This is a genomic window from Bradyrhizobium sp. UFLA05-153, from assembly GCF_054185185.1.
In genome coordinates, this window is record NZ_JBBIAM010000101.1 from 15,490 (window position 1) to 33,906 (window position 18,417).

Consider the following 18,417-nt stretch of genomic DNA (forward strand, 5'->3'; position numbering starts at 1 on the left):
CGCCAAGCAATCTATTTCCTTCGAGAACGAGGGAGAATAAGCTACTTTGAGCGATGATCTTTTCCAGATTGGACTAAATGGCCGATAGCCTCTTGAATATGAAGGCATTTTTGGCGACGGCGCGAGCCGGCAGCTTCTCCGAGGCGGGCCGACAGCTTGGGGTGGCGCCATCCGTCATCACCAAGCGGGTCGGACAATTGGAGTGGTCGCTGAAGGCCACGCTGTTGCGGCGGAGCACGCGCCGCCTGGCGCTCACCGAGGTCGGCGAGCGCTATCTCGACGTCATCCGCCAGATCGTGCGCGAATACGACGAGATGGCGAAGGGGATCATGCGATCGCCGAACGAGCTCGAGGGCCAATTGCGCATCAAGGCGCCGGCATCACCGATGGTCATCGACCTCGCGCAACTGCTGTCGTCGTTTCAGATCAAGTATCCGCGCGTGACGCTCGACGCGGTGCTGGTGGACCGCACCGTAAATCCGGTCGAGGAAGGCTTCGACATCGTGCTCACCATGATGCCGTCGTCCTTCGACGGCGTGCTCGAGGAGCCCTTGCACGTGTTCGAACGCGTGCTTTGTGCCGCGCCCTCCTACCTGGCGCGGCGCGGCCATCCCCGGCATGCCCGCGATCTCGTCAATCACGACTGCATCGTGTTTTCGCCTATCGGGCCCGCCTGGACTTTTGAAGGCCGCAATGGCGTGACGACGGTCGCGGTTCGGCCGCACCTCGTGACGAACAACGGCGCGCTCGTGATCGACAGCCTGTGTGCGGGCAGCGGAATAGCAATCGCTTCGCGCACCGCAGTGGCGGAGCGGCTCAAGACCGGCACGCTGGTCGAGCTCCTCCCGCAACTCCATATCCCTGATCTCTGGGTCAAGGCACTTGTCCCGGCGACGCGCTCCAACCTCGCCCGCGTGCAGACCCTGCTGGGCTCCATTCGCGATGCATTCCGGGAAGCCGCGACATCTGCGGCGGCACTCGGGCGGGAGGCGGGGTAGCCGCGCTCTCGCTGTCGTCCCGGCGAAGGGTCAGCCTTTCACCCCCACCATCACATCGATCGCTCCCTTCACGATCGCGTCGAGCTCCTTGCGCGGGACGCGGGCGCGGGAACGGATGGCGATGGTGTGGATGGTGGCCGAGGCGAGCTGCGCCAGCACGACCGGGTCGGCGCTGTCGGCCAACTCGCCCTTCTCCTTGGCGCGGCGGAAGCAATTGGCAAAAGCCTTGTCGAGCTCGGACAGGCCGTCCAGTACCATGGCGCGGATCTCGGGATCGCCGACGGCCTCGGAGGCCGCGGTCACCACCGTGAAGCAGCCGCGCGGACCGGCCTCACCGGAGAGATAGATGGCGAGTGCGGAGGCGAAGATGCGCTCCAGCCGTTCGCGCAGCGGCAGATCCGCGCGAAAGATCTCCACCATCGAGGCGCGCGCCTGCTCGCGGTAACGCTGATAGCTCTTGATGTAGAGCTCGCGCTTGTCGCCGAAGGCGCCGTAGAGGCTCGGCCGGTTCATGCCGGTGGCCTCACTGAGATCGTCGAGCGAGGTCGCGGCAAAGCCCTGGGTGCGGAACAGGTCGAGCGCCTTGCCGAGCGCGACGTCGGGCTCATAGGCGCGCGGCCGGCCGCGCCGCTTCGGCGGCTCGGGTGCAGCGATCGGCGGGCCTTTTGATTTTTGTACCATCTCGCAAAATAATCCTTGACCGCTTCCATATTATGCGGAACAGTACAAAAATCAATCCGACCGGGTTGCGAACGCAAGGTCAAATGACACCACGCCCAAGGAGGCACCCCATGGATCTCTATTTCTCGCCGCTCGCCTGCTCGATGGCGACCCGCGTCGCGCTGTATGAAGCGGGCGCCGAGGCGAACTATCTCGAAGTCGATTCACCGACCAAGACCGTGCTGAATGACGGCTCCGACTTCCGCGCCGTCAATCCGATCGGCCTGGTGCCGACACTGCGCACCGACGAGGGCGTGGTGCTGACCGAGAACGCAGCGATCCTGCAGTATGTCGCGGACCGCTTTCCGCAATCCGGCCTCGGCACCGGACCTGGCATCGACCGCACGCGTCTGCATCAATGGCTCTGCTTCATCGGCACCGAGCTGCACAAGGGGTTGTTCATCCCCGTGCTCGATCGCAAGTCGCCGCAGGAGAGCAAGGCTTATGTGCTGGAGAAGAACCTGTCGCGACTTGACTATGTCGAGAACCACCTGAAGGGCCGCGAGTTCCTGCTCGACCACTTCACCGTCGCCGACGCCTATCTCGTCACGGTGATCAACTGGACCATGGCGACGCCGCCGATCGAGCTGGCGAAATGGCCGAATCTGAAGGCCTATTACGAGCGCCTCAAGCAGCGCCCATCGATCGCGAAGGCGATCGCCGAGGAGTTCGAACTGTACAAGGCTGAGCAGACGCGGCGGAAGGCGGCGGCATAGGTCGCGTCGATCAACAGATCGTCCCGGCCACGGCCGGGACGATCACGTGCTGCGGGAAAAATACCGCTGGGTGCGAAGGAAGGCGATGCTGGTCTCGATGCTGTGCAGCGGATCGGCAGACACGTCCTGCTCGACGAAGGCGTGTTGCACGCCGCTTGCAGGCAGGGCCGCGAATATCCCTGCGAAATCGATCGTGCCGCGCCCCAGTTCAGTGGTCGCCCCGTCCTTCGCCATGTCCTTGAGATGAACCAGCCGAAATCGCGATGGAAAGGCCTTCAGGACATCAGCGGCATCGCGACCTCCCCTGGTCGCCCAGTAGACGTCGAGCTCGAGCTTGACGACACGCCCGTCAGTACGGCTGAGCAGAACGTCGTAGGGCTGCATGCCGCCGGCGAGCTCTCGAAACTCGAAATCATGATTGTGATAGGCGAGGGTCAGGGCGGAACCTGCCGCCAGTTCGCCGATCCTGTTCAATTCGTCGCAGATCCGCTTCCAGTCGTCGATCGTCTGTCGCACTGGTGGGTCCAGCCAGGGACAGACGACGAACCGGCTGCCGAGCGAATGGGCGATATCGAACGATGATCCGGTCTTATCGCGCAGGCCCGCGTAGTCGAGATGCAGCGACGGGGCGGCAAGGCCAAGGCTGCGCAAGAGCTCGCTTGTGCGCTTCACGTCAGGGCCGAGAATGCCGGCGAACTCCACCTCGCGATAGCCGAGGCGGGCAACCTTGCGGAGCGTGCCTTCGAAGTCGCTCTTCAGGAGGTCGCGGACCGTATAGAGCTGGAGGCCGATCCTGCGCGCCTCGCCGCCGGATGCCGTGGCCGCTCCCAGCGCCGCTGCGGCAGCGAGTCCTCGGAGGACGTCGCGCCTGTTGACCGGCGGGCTGCCGAAACTGCGATGCACGGCTATTTCGGTGCCTCGAGGACGATACCGTAGCGACGATAGATCCGATCGATCGTGCCGTCGGCCCGCAAGCGGTCGACCGCCCCATCGATCGCTTCGCGCAACGCATCGTCCGGGCGAACCATGCCGACCGCGACGTTCCAGTTCAGGTCGGTCACGCTCTCGTCACGAGCGAGGATCCGAAGCGGCTTCTCCGGATGCGTGAGGTTGAAATAGCTCGCCGCCGTCGGCGTGACGGCGGCGGCGTCCAGTTCATTATTCGAAAGGGCGTCGAGGCTGTCGCTCTCGAAGCCGAAGGTCGACGTCGGCACGCGGCGCTGGCCGATGATCATGGCGGCGACGGAGCCGACCTGCACCCCAACCTTGGTGTGCTCGTTCAGGCTCTTGAACGAGGTGAGCGCGCTGGATGATGGCACCGCCAGCGCAACGCCAGTGCGGTAATACGGCTTCGAAATACGCAGGCGGGTTTCGCCTTGCGCCTCACGATCGGCGATGACGTCGAGAAGCACATCGCAAGTGGCGCTGCGCATCTGATACTGCGTGATGATCCAGTCGAGCCTCAGCGAGACGCCGAGCTCGCGTGCCAGTGCCCGTCCCAATTCGACCTGAAATCCGGGAGGATCGCCGGCCTTGCTGGCGAAGGGAAGCGAGTTGGGATGGGCGCACAGCCCGATCTCGCCGGCTGAGCGGATCGCCTCTAGGGTGCGCGCCTGCGCCGCTGCCGAGAGCGCGACGGCGGCACCGACCATGAGCGAGAGGATCAACTTCATTCCGAAAGCCTCGTGTTCTCGGATCAAACTTGGATTTCGCCTCACCCCTCGTGCGGCTTCAATTGCCGGATATACTTTATGATCTCGTCGATCTGCGCGTCACTGAAGGTCTCGCCGAACGCAGGCATCGCGCCAGACTTGCCCTGCCTGATGCGGTTGCGAAGATAATCGTCGTCGCGAGCCGTATTCATGAGCTGCGGCCCCTTGCCGGCCGCGCGCCCCCCATCGGAATGACACCAGCCACAGGTCGTTGCGAACAGTTGCCTGGCGTCGAATTCCTCGTTGCCCGGCGCCGGGGAAGCCTGTTGTGCGGATGCGGGCATGGCACACGCGAAGCACGTGGACAGTACCGCCGTCCACAGCACCGGCAAATTCAATCGCATGGGACGGAACTCCATTTTTATGTTCCATCTACCCCTCTGTCCTTTCCAACGCGCGGGGAGCGGGCTTGTGCCCGCTCCCCGTCCAACCGTCCGAAAAGGCCTATTTCAGGCTGTAAACGATGAGCGCGCCGTCATCGCGCGGCATGCTCTTGTAAACGCCGCCGAAGGTCGGCGCATAATCATCCGACGCCATGCCGCCAAAGCCCGCAGTCACCGCGATATACTGCTTACCGCCGGCGGAGTAGCTGATGATTCCGCCCTGATGGCCGGTGCCGTCAGAGTGATTCCACAGCTCGGTCCCGCTTTCGGCATCGTAGGCATGAATGGTACCGCGCGAGTCAGGCACGAACACCAGATTGCCTCCGGTCGACAGGACGCTCGCGAGCGGCGGCTCGGGGAAACGGACCTCCCACTTCTTGGCGCCAGTCACCGGATCGCGCGCGTCGAGATGACCATAGATCTCCCCGCTTGGAGGAGGCGCAATCTTGAAATCGGCCCCGATATTGAGCTGTACTTGCGGGGCAGTCACCGGTGTCGTCTTCATGACCTCGAGGGTCATGCACCATTCCTGGCCGAGCTTGTAGTAGAGGCCCGTCTTCGGATTGTAGGAGCCAGCATTGAAGCTGACGCCGCCGGAGATGTGCGGGCACAGTGGCTCATCAACCTTTCCCGCTGCAAAGTCACGCCGACCGATCAGTTCGCCGGTCTTTGGGTCGATGTTCTTGACGAAATTGCTGTTCTCGGTAATCCGCCAGACGTTCTTCAAACCGAGATTGCGATCGTAGACAAAGATGTAGCCGCTCTTGTTCGGATGCACCACCAGCTTCTGGCCGTCGCGATCGAGCATGACGAATTCACCGACGGCGCTGTCAAAGTCCCAACCGTCGTGCGGCAGCTCCTGATGATAGAATTTCAGCTTTCCGGTATCGATGTCCAGACCGATCACCGAGCTCGTGTAGAGATTGTCGCCGGGACGCGCACCTTGCGTCTTGTAATCCTTGCCCGACCAGTCGTAGAGCGGAGCCGGGTTTGCGGTGCCCCAGAGGATGGTGTTGGTCTCGGAGTCGTAGGTGCCCGGCATCCAGCCGCCACCCCCGCCAGTACGCCACGAATCATTTCCCCATGTCTTCATGGCTTCATCGGTGCCGGCAACCGTCAGGAATTCCCATTTCTTTTTGCCTGTGGTGGCATCGACGGCGAAGATCGGGCCGCGGCCCGGCCACTCGCCACCTTGCGCGCCGATGATCACGGTGCCTTTCGCATAAAGCGGCGCACCGGTGAAGCCGACCGTCAGCTTCTGCGAGTCGATCAGCTTGGTTTCCCAGAGAACCTTGCCCGTCTTCGCATCCAGCCCGAACAGGCGGCCGTCCATCGTGCCGACGAAGACCTTGCCCTCGCCGAGCGCGACGCCGCGATTATAGGGAGAATGGGTCTGACGCGCGATCAGCGCCTCGTCGAGCTCGGGGAAATAGGACCAGATCACCTCGCCGGTCGCGCCGTTGAGCGCGAACACCCGGCTGTAGGACCCCGAGTAGTAGAGGACGCCGTCGGCGACGACCGGCATCGACTGCAGGCCGCGGGTAGAGCGGCCGGGAATGTGGATCCAGGCAACGCCCAGATTGCCGACATTGCTCGCATTGATCTGCGCGAGCGGGCTGTAGTGATGGGACTTGTAGGAGCCGTGATAGGTCAGCCAGTCGTTCTGGCCGCCGGCGTCGATGCGCGCAGTGTCCACGGTTTGAGCCAGGGCCGGCGACACAATGAGTGCCGCACCAACGACAAGGGGTAGACGAGAATAGCGCCACCAATTCTTCATGTGCAGTTCCTCCCGCTTGTGTGCTTCTTGACTGTGTGTATGGCAGAACGTCTCTGCGACGGACGCTTGCAGCCCGGTCAAGTGTCGGTTCGTCTCCTTGGTTCCTAAAGGTGTGTCGGCGACAGCTTTCCGTCTCTCTCGGCGCCCATCGCCCAAGGAGGTCGGTCTGTTTGATTGGCTGCTGTTGCTCCCGCTCGCAGGCATAGAGTACGCCGGATCGCGAGGAGTTCAATCACGGAATGTGCGCTGAACGCGAAGGTGGAATGTCAGTTGCGCTGACTATTTCAGCGAAATCGCCGAGTCTCAGTGCAGACGCCGAACCCTGCGCGTACTCACAACAGGAACGCGAGCGCAGCCTCGCAGCGCTCTTCGACCTTGAGCGTGAGGAGATCGTCGGCACGGGTGCGTCCGAGATTGACGGCGGCAATCGGAATGTTCTTGCGTGCCGCCATCTGCACGAAGCGAAAGCCGGAATAGACCATCAGCGATGAGCCGACGATCAGCATGGCGTCGGCCTGCTCCAGATGTTCTTGCGCTGAGGCGACGACATCGCGCGGCACGCTCTCGCCGAAGAACACGACGTCGGGCTTGAGGATGCCGCCGCAGGTTTGGCAGGCCGGCACGTTGAACGAGGAAAAATCCTCGTGCTCGAGATCGGCATCGCCGTCGGGCGCATCCGCGGCATCGAGTGAGAGCCAGGCGGCATTCGCACGACCGAGGGAGCGCTGGAATCCGTCGCGCGGCGTCTTCTCGCCGCAGCCCATACAGCGCACGAGATCGAGCCGGCCGTGCAGATCGATCACCTGGCGGTGGCCCGCCGACTGATGCAGCCGGTCGACGTTCTGGGTCAGCAGCATCTCGCACTGCCCGTTCGCCTCGAGGCGAGCCAGCGCATGATGCGCGTCGTTGGGCATGGCCTGGCCGAACCGCCGCCAGCCGATCAGGCTGCGCGCCCAGTATCGCTGCCGCGTGCGCGGATCACCCATGAAGACCTGGTAGTTGACCGGCTGGGTTCGCTTCCAGTTGCCCTGGTTGTCGCGATAATCGGGAATGCCGGAATTGGTGCTGCAGCCTGCCCCGGTCAGAACGAAGAGACGCTGGTGCCGGGCGACGAAATCTTCGAGCGGACGTTTTGCCATGGCTGAGGATGTAGTCTGCTTCGATCGGCTTTGCCAGATGGAGGAGCGCATGACGATGCTGCGCTGCGGCTCGCGCGCCGACGAAATTGTGATTGTCCGCCCTGCGCCGGACGGCCCATGATGAAGAGGCGCCGATCTGCAATGCAATCCGGGGCACTCCATGACGTCAGTCGCGATTCCTCCCGCCGTCCATCGTCATCATCAACCCTGGTACAAGATCCTCTACGTCCAGGTGCTGATCGCGATCGCGCTCGGGATCCTGGTCGGCTATTTCAATCCCGACCTCGGCAAGGAGCTGAAACCGCTGGGTGACGGCTTCATCGCGCTGATCAAGATGATGATCGCGCCGGTGATCTTCTGCACCGTGGTGCATGGCATCTCCTCGATGGGCGACCTCAAGCGGGTCGGCCGGGTCGGACTGAAGGCGCTGGTCTATTTCGAGACGGTCTCGACGGTGGCGCTCGCGGTCGGCCTGCTCGTCGGCGAGGTGCTCCAGCCCGGGCACGGCTTCAACATCGATCCCTCCACGATCGATCCGAAGTCGGTGGCGACCTACGTCACCAAGGCCAAGGAAGAGGGCATCGTCGCCCACCTGATGGCGATCATCCCGGACAGCTATATCGGCGCGATCGCGCGCGGCGACATCCTCCAGGTGCTGCTGATCTCGATCCTGTCAGGATTCTCCATCGCCTTCCTCGGCAAGGCCGGCGAGCCGATCGTCGACGCCGTCGACAAGGCCGCAAAGATGTTCTTCGGCATTATCCGCATCGTCGTGCGCGTCGCACCGATCGGCGCATTCGGCGCGATGGCCTTCACCGTCGGCGCCTATGGCCTTGGCTCTCTGCTCAACCTCGTCGCGCTGATCGGCACGTTCTATCTCACCAGCATCCTGTTCGTGCTGATCGTGCTCGGCGCGATCGCGCGGGTCGCAGGCTTCTCGATCCTGCGTTTCATCGCCTACATCAAGGACGAGCTCTTGATCGTGCTCGGCACCTCGTCATCGGAAACGGTGCTGCCGCAGATGATCGAGAAGATGGAGCATCTCGGCGCTTCGCGCTCCGTGGTCGGCCTCGTCATTCCGACCGGCTACAGCTTCAACCTCGACGGCACCAACATCTACATGACGCTGGCGACGCTGTTCCTGGCCCAGGCAACCAACACCAACCTCACGATCTGGCAGGAGCTCGGCATTCTCGGCATCGCCATGATCACATCCAAGGGCGCCTCGGGCGTGACCGGAGCCGGCTTCATCACGTTGGCGGCGACGCTCTCCATTGTGCCCGACATCCCGGTCCAGTCGATCGCGATCCTGGTCGGCATCGACAAGTTCATGAGCGAGTGCCGCGCGCTCACCAATCTGATCGGCAACGGCGTCGCCTGCGTCGTGATCAGCATGTCAGAGGGCGAGCTCGATCGCACCGCGCTGCACGAGACCATGGCGCATCCGCTCGCGATCGGCGAGGCGCTGGAGCCGGGTGGCGGGTCCTGAGACTCAGATCACGACGTGACGTCGTCGAGTCCGTAGATCGCAGCCGCGTTCTCTGACGACACCAGCCCGCTCTCGACGTCCTCCTGCACGCTGGTCCGTTCGCGTTCCCGGGGATCGCCGATCCCGGCGCCGCCCGGCGTCATCACGACGAGGCGATCTTCGGGCGGCACCTGCTGAAAGCCTTTGCCGCGCATTTTCTTGCCGGACTTCAGCCCGACATAGCCGGCCTCGCCGTCACGGCCACCATCGCGGCCGCGTGGTGGATGATCGATGCGATCGAACGCCGCCAGGATGTCGAAGGGCGCATCGACGCCGCTGCCGACCTCGATGATCTGGCCGAGACCGCCGCGGGTCCGGCCCGCGCCTCCGGAATCCGGGCGCAGCTCCTTGCGCCAGAAGATCAGCGGCGTCTGCGTCTCCGCGATCTCGACGGGCGTGCCGCGCACGCCGCTCGGATAGGCGGTCGCCGACAGCCCGTCCTTGGCAAAGCGCGCGCCGGTACCGCCGTTAGAGGTCACCGCCATCGAGAACCCGTAATTGCCGCCAGCGCCGGAACGCGTCTGTCCGCGCACGTTGAGATTCCACAGGCACGAGGTGCCTTCGGCCGGCACGCGCTCGGGGATGATCTGGCGCAGGCAGCCGAACACGACGTCCGGCAGCATCTGGCCGATCACGTGGCGCGAAGCCACCGGCGCAGGTTTTGGCGCATTGAGGATCGCGCCTGATGGCGCCGACACCGTCAGCGGCGAGAGCGAGCCGGCATTGTTGGGAATCTCCGAGGCGACGACGCAGCCAAGGCCGAACACGGTGTAGGCGGTGGTGTAGGAGAGCGGCACGTTGATGGCGAACTTCGAGGCCGGCGAAGTGCCGGTGAAATCGACGTGAATGCCTTTCTCCGAGATCATCAGCATTGCCGATAGCGTCACCGGCGCATCATAGCCGTCGACGATCATGGTGTTGCGCCAGCTTCCCTTCGGCAGCTTCGCGATCTCGGCGAGCACGGCCTCGCGCGAACGGTCACAGATGTAGTCGCCGAGCTCATCGAGCGTGTCGATGCCGAACTCGGTCATCATCTCGACCAGGCGCTCGCAGCCGACGTCGTTGCAGCCGGCCAGCGAATAGGTGTCGCCCTCGGTGTCGATCGGCAGCCGCGTGTTGGTGCGGATCATCGCCATCAGCGTCTCATTGACGACGCCCTGGTCGATCAGCTTCAGCATGGGGATGTAGAGCCCCTCCATGAAGACGTCGGTGGCGTCAGGCCCGAAGCCGATGCCGCCGATGTCCATGAGATGGCTGGTGCAGGAGAATAGCGCGACCAGCTTGCCTTTCTTGAAGCAGGGCGTGGTGACGACGAAGTCGTTGAGATGGCCGGTTCCCATCCAGGGATCGTTGGTGATGTAGGCGTCCCCCTCCTTCATCGTCTCCAGCGGAAAATGCGCGATGAAGTGCTTGACCGATTCTGCCATCGAGTTGACGTGACCCGGCGTGCCCGTCACGGCCTGCGCCAGCATGCGCCCTCGGAGGTCGAACACGCCGGCGGAGAGATCGCCGCATTCGCGCACGATCGGGCTGAACGCGGTGCGGAGCAGCACTTGCGCCTGCTCCTCGACCACCGCGATCAACCGGTGCCACATGATCTGAAGATCGATCAGGCTTGTGCTTGCGCTATTCATGGTCACGCCGCCTTCCGTTCCATGACGATGCTGCCGGCACCGTCGATGTGGGCGTCAAAACTGGTCGAAACGAAAGTCGAGGTCTCATCTTCCGCGATCACGGCAGGGCCGGCGATGGTCGCGCCCGGCACCATGTCCTCGCGGCGGTACAGGGGGATTTCGACCAGGCGCCCGGCCCTTCCATCGAAGAACTTTCGGCTGCCGGATGCCTTTCCGGCCGGCTTGCGCGCGACGGCATCGACGACCGGCGGATTGCGCGGCTCGGTGGTCGCAAGCACCGACCAGCTCAGCACCTCGATCGCAGCGCCCGGAATCGGTCGCTCGAACATCGCGGCATAATCGGTCTCGAAGGATTTTCGCAAGCCAGCGAGATCGGCCGCGGTCAGCGGCCGATTCGGCAGCTCGACCGCGATCTCATGGCCCTGGCCGACATAGCGCATAAAGGCGGCGCGGCGCTCGCGCACCGGCGCGCCGGCAGCGCCGGGCTCGACCAGCGCCCGCGCCTCGGTCGCCATCTCCTGCAGGAGATCCGAGACCACTGCGGTATCGAAATCGTCGAGCCGGACATGGCGGCTGCGCACCAGCTCATAGGCGATGGGCGCAGCCAGAAACCCGACGGCCGACCCGACACCGGCGTTGGACGGGACGATCACCCGGGAGACGCCGATCTTCTCGGCAACGCGCGCCGCATGCAGCGGCGCGGCGCCGCCGAAGGCGATTAGGGTATGCTGGCCGACCACCGCGCCGCGCTCGACCGCGTGCACGCGCGCCGCGCTCGCCATGTTCTCGCAGACGACCTCGTGCACCGCGTAGGCGGCATTCTCCGCCGACAGGCCCAGCGCCTCACCGACATCGTGCAGCAATGCCGCCTTCGACAACTCCGGATCGAGCTTGATCGTGCCGCCGGCAAAGGCGTCGGGATCGATCATGCCGAGCGCGACGTCCGCATCGGTCACCGCAGGCCGCGTGCCGCCGCGGCCATAGCAGGCCGGGCCAGGCTCAGACGACGCACTCTCGGGACCGACGGTGACGCGCTTCATGGCATCGATCCGCGCGATCGAGCCGCCGCCGGCGCCGATCTCGACCATCTCGATCACGGGAATGCGCACCGGCAGGCCCGAACCCTTCAAAAAGCGCGCGGCGCGATCGACCTCGAACACGCGCGAGGTCTCCGGCTGAAACTTCTCGATCAGGCAGATTTTTGCCGTGGTGCCGCCCATGTCAAACGAGAGCACCTTGCTTTCGCCGAGCCGCGCCGCGATCTGCGCCGCGAAGATCGCGCCGCCCGCAGGACCGGATTCGACGAGGCGTACCGGAAAGCGCCGCGCCGTCTCGATCGAGGTGACACCACCGCCGGAAGTCACGAGATAGATCGCGCCGCGGAACTGCTCGACCGCCAGCGCCTCTGCCATGCGCGCGAGATAGCCGTCGATCAAAGGCTGCACATAGGCATTGGCGACAGCGGTCGAGGTGCGCTCATACTCGCGGATCTCGGGGCACACCGCCGAAGACATCGTCACGGAGATGCCGGGTATCTCCTGCTCGAGGATCGCGGCCGTTCGCCGCTCATGCTCGGGATTGGCGTAAGAGTGCAGGAAAGCGATGGCGATGCTTTCCACATTCAGCGCACGCAATTTCGGCACCAGCGCGCGCACCGCGGCCTCATCCAGCGGTAGCCGCACCGCGCCATGCGCATCGACGCGCTCGGGGACGGTGAAGCGCAGGGAACGTGGCGCCAGCGGCTTCGGCTTGTCGATGGTGAGATCATATTGATCATAGCGGCTCTCAGTGCCGATATCGAGCACGTCGCGAAAGCCTTCGGTCGCGATCAGCGCGGTCTTCGCGCCGCGGCGCTCGATGATGGCGTTGGTCGCCAGCGTCGTGCCGTGAATGAAGACGTCGATATCGCTGATATGCGCATGCGCGTCGGTGAGAATGAGACGGATGCCGTCGAGCACCGCCTGCTCGGGGCGTGTCGGGGTCGTCAGCACCTTGCGCGTCTTGCGCTCCAGTCCCACATCCAGCACGATATCGGTGAACGTTCCTCCGATATCGACGGCAAGCCGCACTTCGGCTCCCTCACGCATTCCAGATGTCTCCGTGCTGATCGACAGGTTGGGTTCAAGCGTTGAGCAATTTGTATGCCATCGACTCCACCGATGGCAACGCGCTCCACGATTTTGCCGGGCACCTATGCAATAGCTAAGGATGGCAGCTCAGCCGTTGAAGGCGGCCTGCGCCTCCGGCAGATCCCAGATTTTCCCGATCGCAGCCGCGCCTTGCGACGTGATCGCGGCTTCATTGCCATGAACGAGACGGCCGGCATCGATGAGCACGCGGCCGTCGACCATGACCTGGTCGATATTGGCGCGGTTGGCGAGTGCGACCAATGCGCGCCTGACATCGAACAGCGGCTGCAAATGCGGGTGGGTCAGATCGACGACGGTGAGATCGGCGGTCGCCCCCGGCGCGATCCGGCCGAGATCGGGCCGCTTGATGATGTCGGCGGCGGTTGCGGTGATCGACTCGATTAGCTCGGGGGAATTCGCGACATCGGCGCGCTGCGACGACGTCTTGGAGATGAGCGAGGCGGCATTGAGCTCGCCGAGCAGGTCCATGTTGTAGCCGTCGGTGCCGACCACAGTGCGGACGCCATGGCCGGCGAAGCGGCTGAATGCCGCAGTCACGCCGGCACGCGCGAACACGCGCGGGCAGTTCAGCACGGTCGCGCCGCGCGCGGCCATCAGCTTCAGATCGTCATCGGTGCTGGCGATGCAGTGCGCGGCGAGCAGGTCCGGCGCAAGAATGCCAAGCCAATCCAGATATTCCGCCGGCGTGCGGCCGCCGTAGCGCTTGCCGATGGTCTCGACCTCGGCGCGGCTCTGCGCCAGATGCGTCGTGATGGGGACATCAAGCTCACGCGCTCGCGCCGCGCACGCCTTGAGCAGGTCGGGCCCGCAAGTGTCGGTCGCGTGCGGGCTCATCGCAAGGCCGATGCGCCCCTCACCGCGGCCATTCCAGCGCCGGTACAGCGCGTCCCAGGTTGCCATATCAGCCACGCCGTCATCGCCGGCATAGCTGACCACGCCGTCGGGGCCTGCCTTGGCGTCGGAGGTAGAGAAGAGGTAGGGCGCGCCGTAGAAGCGGATGCCCATTTCCTCGGCGGCGTCGAACATCTCCGGGATCGAATTGCGGAACGGCTCCATCACGGTGGTGGCGCCGCCCTTCAGGAGCTGGAGGATGCCGAGCCGCGCCACCGCGAGGCGTTCTTCCGGCGACAACAGATCGGCGCCGCGCTTGGTCAGCGGCAGCAGCACCGTGTAGACGATGCTCTGGTTGTTGCGGCGGCCGTTGCCGTCTTCGGTGTGGCTGCGTGCCACGGCCTCGCTGAAACAGTGGTTGTGCAGATTCAACAGCCCCGGCAGGATGAGGCGGCCGGGCTTGTCATAGACCCGATCGGCGCGCGGCTTGTCACGCGTAACCGCGGCGATCGTCTTGCCCTCGACCAGCACCCAATGGTCGCGCAAGACATGCTGCGCGCCGTCCTTGCGCGTCAATGCGTAGCTGCCGAAGATCGCGATCGTGCTCATGCGGGGCGTACGTTCCAGAAGACGGCGGTGCCGTCGAGAATACCGGTGATGGACTTGCGATAGGCGGTTGGCTGCTTGTACAGGCCGATCGGGAGGTAAGGAATCTCCTCGAACGCCAGCGCCTGGATCTCGCGGCAGATGCGTTGCTGCTCGGCAAGTTCGGATGCCGCCAACCACTGGCTGCGCAAGCCGGCCATCTTCTCGCTCTTGTACCAGCCGGCGACCTTGCCTTCGCCGCGCAAATTCGTGTTGCCGGCGGGATTGAGCCAGTCGATGCCCTGCCAGTTGCCAACCGCGGCACTCCAGCCGCCCTGCCCGATCGGCTCCTTCTTCAACTGGCGTTGCAGCACGACAGCGAAATCGAGCGCGGCGTATTCGACATTCATGCCGGCCTTGCGCAGCGTGTCGGCGGCGATCTCACCGAGCGGGCGCTGCGCCAGCGAATTGGTGGGCACGAGCAGCACGACCTTCTCGCCATTGTAGCCGGCGGCCTTGAGATCCGCCTTGACCTTGGCGTAGTCGCGCGGGCCGCGGAAGACGTCGAGCCCGACCTCGCTGGCCATCGGCGTTCCCGGTGCGAAGAATCCGATCGGCGAGACCTGATAGGCGGGATCGATGCCCGCGACCGCCGTCATGAATGACGACTGATCGATCGCGCCCAGCAATGCGCGGCGAACCGCGGGATTGTCGAACGGCGGCTGGAGATGATTGAGCCGCAGCATGCAGGTGTAGCCACGCGGATCGAGCACACGCGTTTCGATGTCACCGGCAGCCTTGATCACCGGCAACAGATCGTGCGGTGTGGTTTCCTGCCAGTCCTGCTCGCCGGTCTGGAGCGCAGCGACGCCGGTGCCGGCGTCCGGCGTGGTGGTCCAGACCACGCGGTCGTAATGCACGATCTTGGGACCAGCGGTCCAATCCGGTTTGCCGTCGCTGCGCGGCTGGTAGCGGTCGAAGCGGGCATAGGCGTTGCGCGCGCCCTGCACGCGCTCATCGGCGAGATAGCGGAACGGACCGCTGCCGATGACTTCGGTCAGCGGCTTGAACGGATCCTGGCTTGCGAGCCGTTCCGGCATCATGAAGCAGGCGTTGATCGCGGCCTTGCCCAGCGCCTGCGGCAACAGCGGGAACGGACGCTTGAGGCGGAAGCGGATGGTGCGGTCGTCGGCAGCCGAGAGTTCGTCGGTTGCCTCCATCAGCTCGCCGCCAAAGCCGTCGCGCGCCGCCCAGCGGCGGATGCTAGCGACGCAATCGCGCGCGAGCACGCGCTCACCATCGTGCCAGAGCAGGCCGTCGCGGAGGGTGAGGTCCCACTGGAGCCCGTCATTGGAGATGACATGCCCCGACAGCATCTGCGGCGAGACCTGGAGCGAGGCGCTCATGCCGTAGAGCGTGTCGTAGACCATGAAGCCGTGATTGCGCGAGACCTGCGCGGTCGAATAGATCGGGTCGACGAAGGCGAGATCGATCACCGGGATGAAACGCAGCGTGGTCTGCTCCTCGGCGCGCAGGATCCGAGGCAGCGACAGTGCTGGCGCTGCGGCTGCGGCCTTGAGCAGGGAGCGGCGAGTGATCGGCATCGAACAAATCTCCTAGGACGCAAAGCGCGCGAGACGGCCGATCGGCGCGCCCTGCACCTCGTCGTCGCGCATCACGGTGTGGCCGCGCACGATGGTGGCGACTGGCCAGCCCGCGATCTTCTTGCCCGCGAACGGCGTCCAGCCGCAGGGCGAGACGATCCAGGAGTCCTCGATGGTGCGCTTCGCCTTCATGTCGACCAGCGTGACGTCAGCGTCGTAACCGGCGGCGAGCCGCCCCTTGCCGACGAGGCCGTAGACCCGCGCGGGACCGGCGGCCATGAGGTCGACCATGCGCGACAGCGACAGCCGGCCGGCATTGACGTGATCGAGCATGACAGGAACGAGCGTCTGCACGCCGGTGAGACCCGCCGGACAATCCGGCCAGGGCAACTCCTTGGCGGTGCGCGAATGCGGCGCGTGATCGCTGCCGATAGTGTCGACGATGCCGTCGCGCAGCGCGGCCCAGCTCGCCTCGCGATGCCGCTCGCCGCGGATCGGCGGGTTCATCACGCCGAAGCTTTTCAGCGTGTCGTAGCACTCCGGTGCCACCTGCGTCAGGTGGTTGACCAGCACCTCGACGGTCGCGACGTCGCGATAATCGCGCAAATAGCTGAGCTCTTCCGCCGTGGAGACGTGAAGGATATGCGCGGGCCGACCGGTCTTGCGCGCCAGCGCCATCAGGCGGCGCGTGCCGAGGAAGGCGCATTCCTCGTCGCGCCACTCCATGTGCGAGCGATGCGGCATGCCGCGCGAAAACATCGGCTTGCGGGCCTGGAGGCGATATTCGTCCTCGCTGTGATAGGCGATGCGGCGGCGCCCCGCGCGCATCAGCTTTTCCAGGTGCTCGTCGTCCTCGACAAGCAGCGACGCGGTCGAAGAGCCGGCGAAAACCTTGATGGCGCACACGCCATGCTCGCTTTCGAGATGCGCGAGCTGATCGATATTGGTCTTGGCGCCGGCGATGTAGAGGCCGATGTCGCAAAAGCTCTGCGCTTCCGCGTAGCCGCGCTTCCAGTCGAGCCGCTCCTGATCGACGATCGGCGGATTGGTGTTGGGCATGTCGAACAGCGTGGCGATGCCGCCGAGTATTGCAGCGCGCGTGCCTGTCGCCAGCGTTTCCACCGTCGCATCGCCGGGATCGCGCAGATGGACGTGGCTGTCGATCAGGCCGGGCAGGACGTGAAGGCCGCTGGCGTCGATCACCTGGTCGGCCGTGTCGGCCGAACTCGCGAATAGTGTCGCGATACGCCCGCCGGAGATGCCGACATGGGCAGCTTCTTCGCCCCAGGGCGTGACGCAGGTGCCGTTCCGGATCAGGACATCAAAATTCATCGTCCGCCTTTCATGCTTTCAACAACACCGCGCCGATCGCCGCAGCGACCGCCTGCTGCGCCGGTTCGACCACGGGAACGCCGATCGCGTCCTCGATCGCGGCGCGGTGCGAGGCCATGCCGGCGCAGCCCATCACCACGACGTCGGCGCGGGTTTGCGTGACCAGCGCGCGGCCCGCCTCGATCAGGCGCCCACGGATATCGGCGCTCGCTGTTTCCGCCGCGCTTGCGCCGACCGACCAGCTTCCGGCATAGCGACCGTCCACGCCCATCTGCCGCACCATGCGCTGCTGGCGGCGAATGCTTTGCGGCGACAGCGCGATGATGCCAAACCGCTCGCCGAGCGTCAGCGCGCGCAAGATGCCCCATTCGGCAATGCCCATCACCGGGCGGCCGCCTGCCGCCTCGCGCACCGCATGCAGCCCGGGATCGCTGAAGCAGGCGAGCACGAAGGCGTCGGCATCCTCGCGCGCAACACGATTGACGAGCGGCATGACGACGCTGTCGGCGTCGCGCTGCGAGGTGATGCTGGGCGGGCCTTCGGCGAGCCCCACCACTACGATCTCCGGCCCGCCGGAGATCCTGAGCGGCGCGACCGCTTCGTCGATCGCCGCCGTGACCGCCGCGGAGGAGTTCGGGTTGATCGTCAGGATGCGACGGCGGGTCATGCTGTGCTCAACGCTTGGCGGCCTCATGGCGCTGGAAGTTCGCGGCGATGGCCTCGCCCGTCGTGATCCAGAGGTCTGGACAGGATTTTGCGTAGGTCAAGAATTCTCGCAACAGACGAAGTCGCATGGGACGTCCGCTGCATTGCGGATGCAAGACCGTCGTCACCATCGCGCCCCAGTCCCTGACCTCGTCGAGTTCGTCCTTCCAGATCGAGAGCACGTGCTCCTTGGGAAAGATGGAACGCGGGCTGAAGCGGGCGGAGAGGCCGTGCATCCAGTCGTCATAGCTCGCGGTCACCGGCAACTCGATCGTGCCCGGCTTGCCGTCGGCGAGGCGATGGCGATAGGGCCTGACGTCATCGCGGAACGAGGAAGTATAGACGATGCCGTGGCGCACCAGCGCGACGCGCAGCTCCTCGGTGAACTCGCCATAGGGCGCGCGGTAGCCGATCGGCTTGACGCCGAGCCGGCGCTTCAGCGCCTCAAAGCCACGCTCCAGCTCCTCCTCGATCCAGGGATCGCCGGGATCGGGCAGGAGGTGGTGGTAGCCGTGATGGCCAATCTCGTGACCGGCCTTGAGGATCGACTCGGCCATGGCGGGGTGCGCATCGACCGACCATCCCGTGACGAAGAACGTCGCC

Annotated in this window: 17 protein-coding genes; 4 read left to right on the forward strand and 13 right to left on the reverse strand. The window is 64.8% G+C overall.

Annotated elements, in window-relative coordinates:
* Positions 1-77 precede the first annotated feature (77 nt).
* The gene (locus Q2941_RS38550) at positions 78-998 is read left to right on the forward strand and encodes a LysR family transcriptional regulator (RefSeq protein WP_254109068.1); all 921 of its coding nucleotides are present in this window, start codon (positions 78-80) and stop codon (positions 996-998) included.
* 30 nt (positions 999-1,028) lie between these two features.
* On the opposite strand, the gene Q2941_RS38555 is transcribed toward Q2941_RS38550, so the two are convergent.
* Entirely contained in the window at positions 1,029-1,679 is a 651-nt protein-coding gene (locus Q2941_RS38555; RefSeq protein WP_254109069.1) for a TetR/AcrR family transcriptional regulator, read from the reverse strand.
* Between the two features lie 110 nt (positions 1,680-1,789).
* On the opposite strand from Q2941_RS38555, the gene Q2941_RS38560 reads away from it, so the two are divergent.
* Positions 1,790-2,434, forward strand: coding sequence for a glutathione binding-like protein (locus Q2941_RS38560; protein ID WP_458195752.1), 645 nt, complete (start codon positions 1,790-1,792; stop codon positions 2,432-2,434).
* Between the two features lie 42 nt (positions 2,435-2,476).
* Here the strand turns inward: Q2941_RS38560 and Q2941_RS38565 are convergent, their stop codons facing one another.
* The 5 genes from Q2941_RS38565 to Q2941_RS38585 all read right to left on the reverse strand — a co-directional run bounded on the left by Q2941_RS38565 (position 2,477) and on the right by Q2941_RS38585 (position 7,445).
* Positions 2,477-3,337 carry a sugar phosphate isomerase/epimerase family protein gene (locus Q2941_RS38565; RefSeq protein ID WP_458195753.1) on the reverse strand — a complete coding sequence of 287 codons (861 nt, stop codon included), beginning with the start codon at positions 3,335-3,337 and terminating at the stop codon, positions 2,477-2,479.
* 2 nt (positions 3,338-3,339) lie between these two features.
* Positions 3,340-4,107, reverse strand: a complete 768-nt coding sequence (locus Q2941_RS38570) for a substrate-binding periplasmic protein (protein WP_254109072.1) — start codon at positions 4,105-4,107, stop codon at positions 3,340-3,342.
* A 41-nt stretch (positions 4,108-4,148) separates the two neighbouring features.
* Positions 4,149-4,505, reverse strand: coding sequence for a c-type cytochrome (locus tag Q2941_RS38575; protein ID WP_254109073.1), 357 nt, complete (start codon positions 4,503-4,505; stop codon positions 4,149-4,151).
* Between the two features lie 85 nt (positions 4,506-4,590).
* Positions 4,591-6,306, reverse strand: a complete 1,716-nt coding sequence (locus Q2941_RS38580) for a pyrroloquinoline quinone-dependent dehydrogenase (protein ID WP_458195754.1) — start codon at positions 6,304-6,306, stop codon at positions 4,591-4,593.
* 332 nt (positions 6,307-6,638) lie between these two features.
* Positions 6,639-7,445 (reverse strand): NAD-dependent protein deacetylase, encoded by an 807-nt coding sequence (locus Q2941_RS38585; RefSeq protein WP_458195755.1) that lies wholly within the window; start codon positions 7,443-7,445, stop codon positions 6,639-6,641.
* Here Q2941_RS38585 and Q2941_RS38590 point away from each other — a divergent pair.
* Positions 7,444-7,566: a hypothetical protein gene (locus Q2941_RS38590; RefSeq protein ID WP_458195756.1), complete on the forward strand. Its 123-nt coding sequence runs from the start codon at positions 7,444-7,446 to the stop codon at positions 7,564-7,566. The genes Q2941_RS38585 and Q2941_RS38590 overlap by 2 nt on opposite strands.
* A gap of 39 nt (positions 7,567-7,605) precedes the next feature.
* Positions 7,606-8,934, forward strand: a complete 1,329-nt coding sequence (locus Q2941_RS38595; protein WP_027521871.1) for a dicarboxylate/amino acid:cation symporter — start codon at positions 7,606-7,608, stop codon at positions 8,932-8,934.
* A gap of 8 nt (positions 8,935-8,942) precedes the next feature.
* Here Q2941_RS38595 and Q2941_RS38600 read toward each other — a convergent pair whose 3' ends face one another.
* The 7 genes from Q2941_RS38600 to Q2941_RS38630 form a co-directional block, all read right to left on the reverse strand.
* On the reverse strand, positions 8,943-10,607 hold the full coding sequence (locus tag Q2941_RS38600; RefSeq protein ID WP_458195761.1) for a hydantoinase B/oxoprolinase family protein: 1,665 nt from the start codon (positions 10,605-10,607) through the stop codon (positions 8,943-8,945).
* A 2-nt stretch (positions 10,608-10,609) separates the two neighbouring features.
* Positions 10,610-12,694 (reverse strand): hydantoinase/oxoprolinase family protein, encoded by a 2,085-nt coding sequence (locus Q2941_RS38605; protein ID WP_458195757.1) that lies wholly within the window; start codon positions 12,692-12,694, stop codon positions 10,610-10,612.
* A gap of 129 nt (positions 12,695-12,823) precedes the next feature.
* Positions 12,824-14,197, reverse strand: a complete 1,374-nt coding sequence (locus Q2941_RS38610; protein ID WP_458195758.1) for an amidohydrolase family protein — start codon at positions 14,195-14,197, stop codon at positions 12,824-12,826.
* A complete protein-coding gene (locus Q2941_RS38615; protein ID WP_027521867.1) occupies positions 14,194-15,777 on the reverse strand; it encodes an ABC transporter substrate-binding protein in 1,584 nt (527 codons plus the stop codon). The genes Q2941_RS38610 and Q2941_RS38615 overlap by 4 nt, the downstream gene beginning before the upstream one ends.
* 12 nt (positions 15,778-15,789) lie before the next feature.
* Complete coding sequence (locus Q2941_RS38620; protein WP_458195759.1) at positions 15,790-17,109, reverse strand: dihydroorotase; 1,320 nt, start codon at positions 17,107-17,109, stop codon at positions 15,790-15,792.
* Between the two features lie 10 nt (positions 17,110-17,119).
* Positions 17,120-17,776 (reverse strand): aspartate/glutamate racemase family protein, encoded by a 657-nt coding sequence (locus Q2941_RS38625; protein WP_027521865.1) that lies wholly within the window; start codon positions 17,774-17,776, stop codon positions 17,120-17,122.
* Between the two features lie 7 nt (positions 17,777-17,783).
* Positions 17,784-18,417: polysaccharide deacetylase family protein (locus Q2941_RS38630; protein ID WP_458195760.1), on the reverse strand; the 634-nt coding region annotated here is incomplete at its 5' end.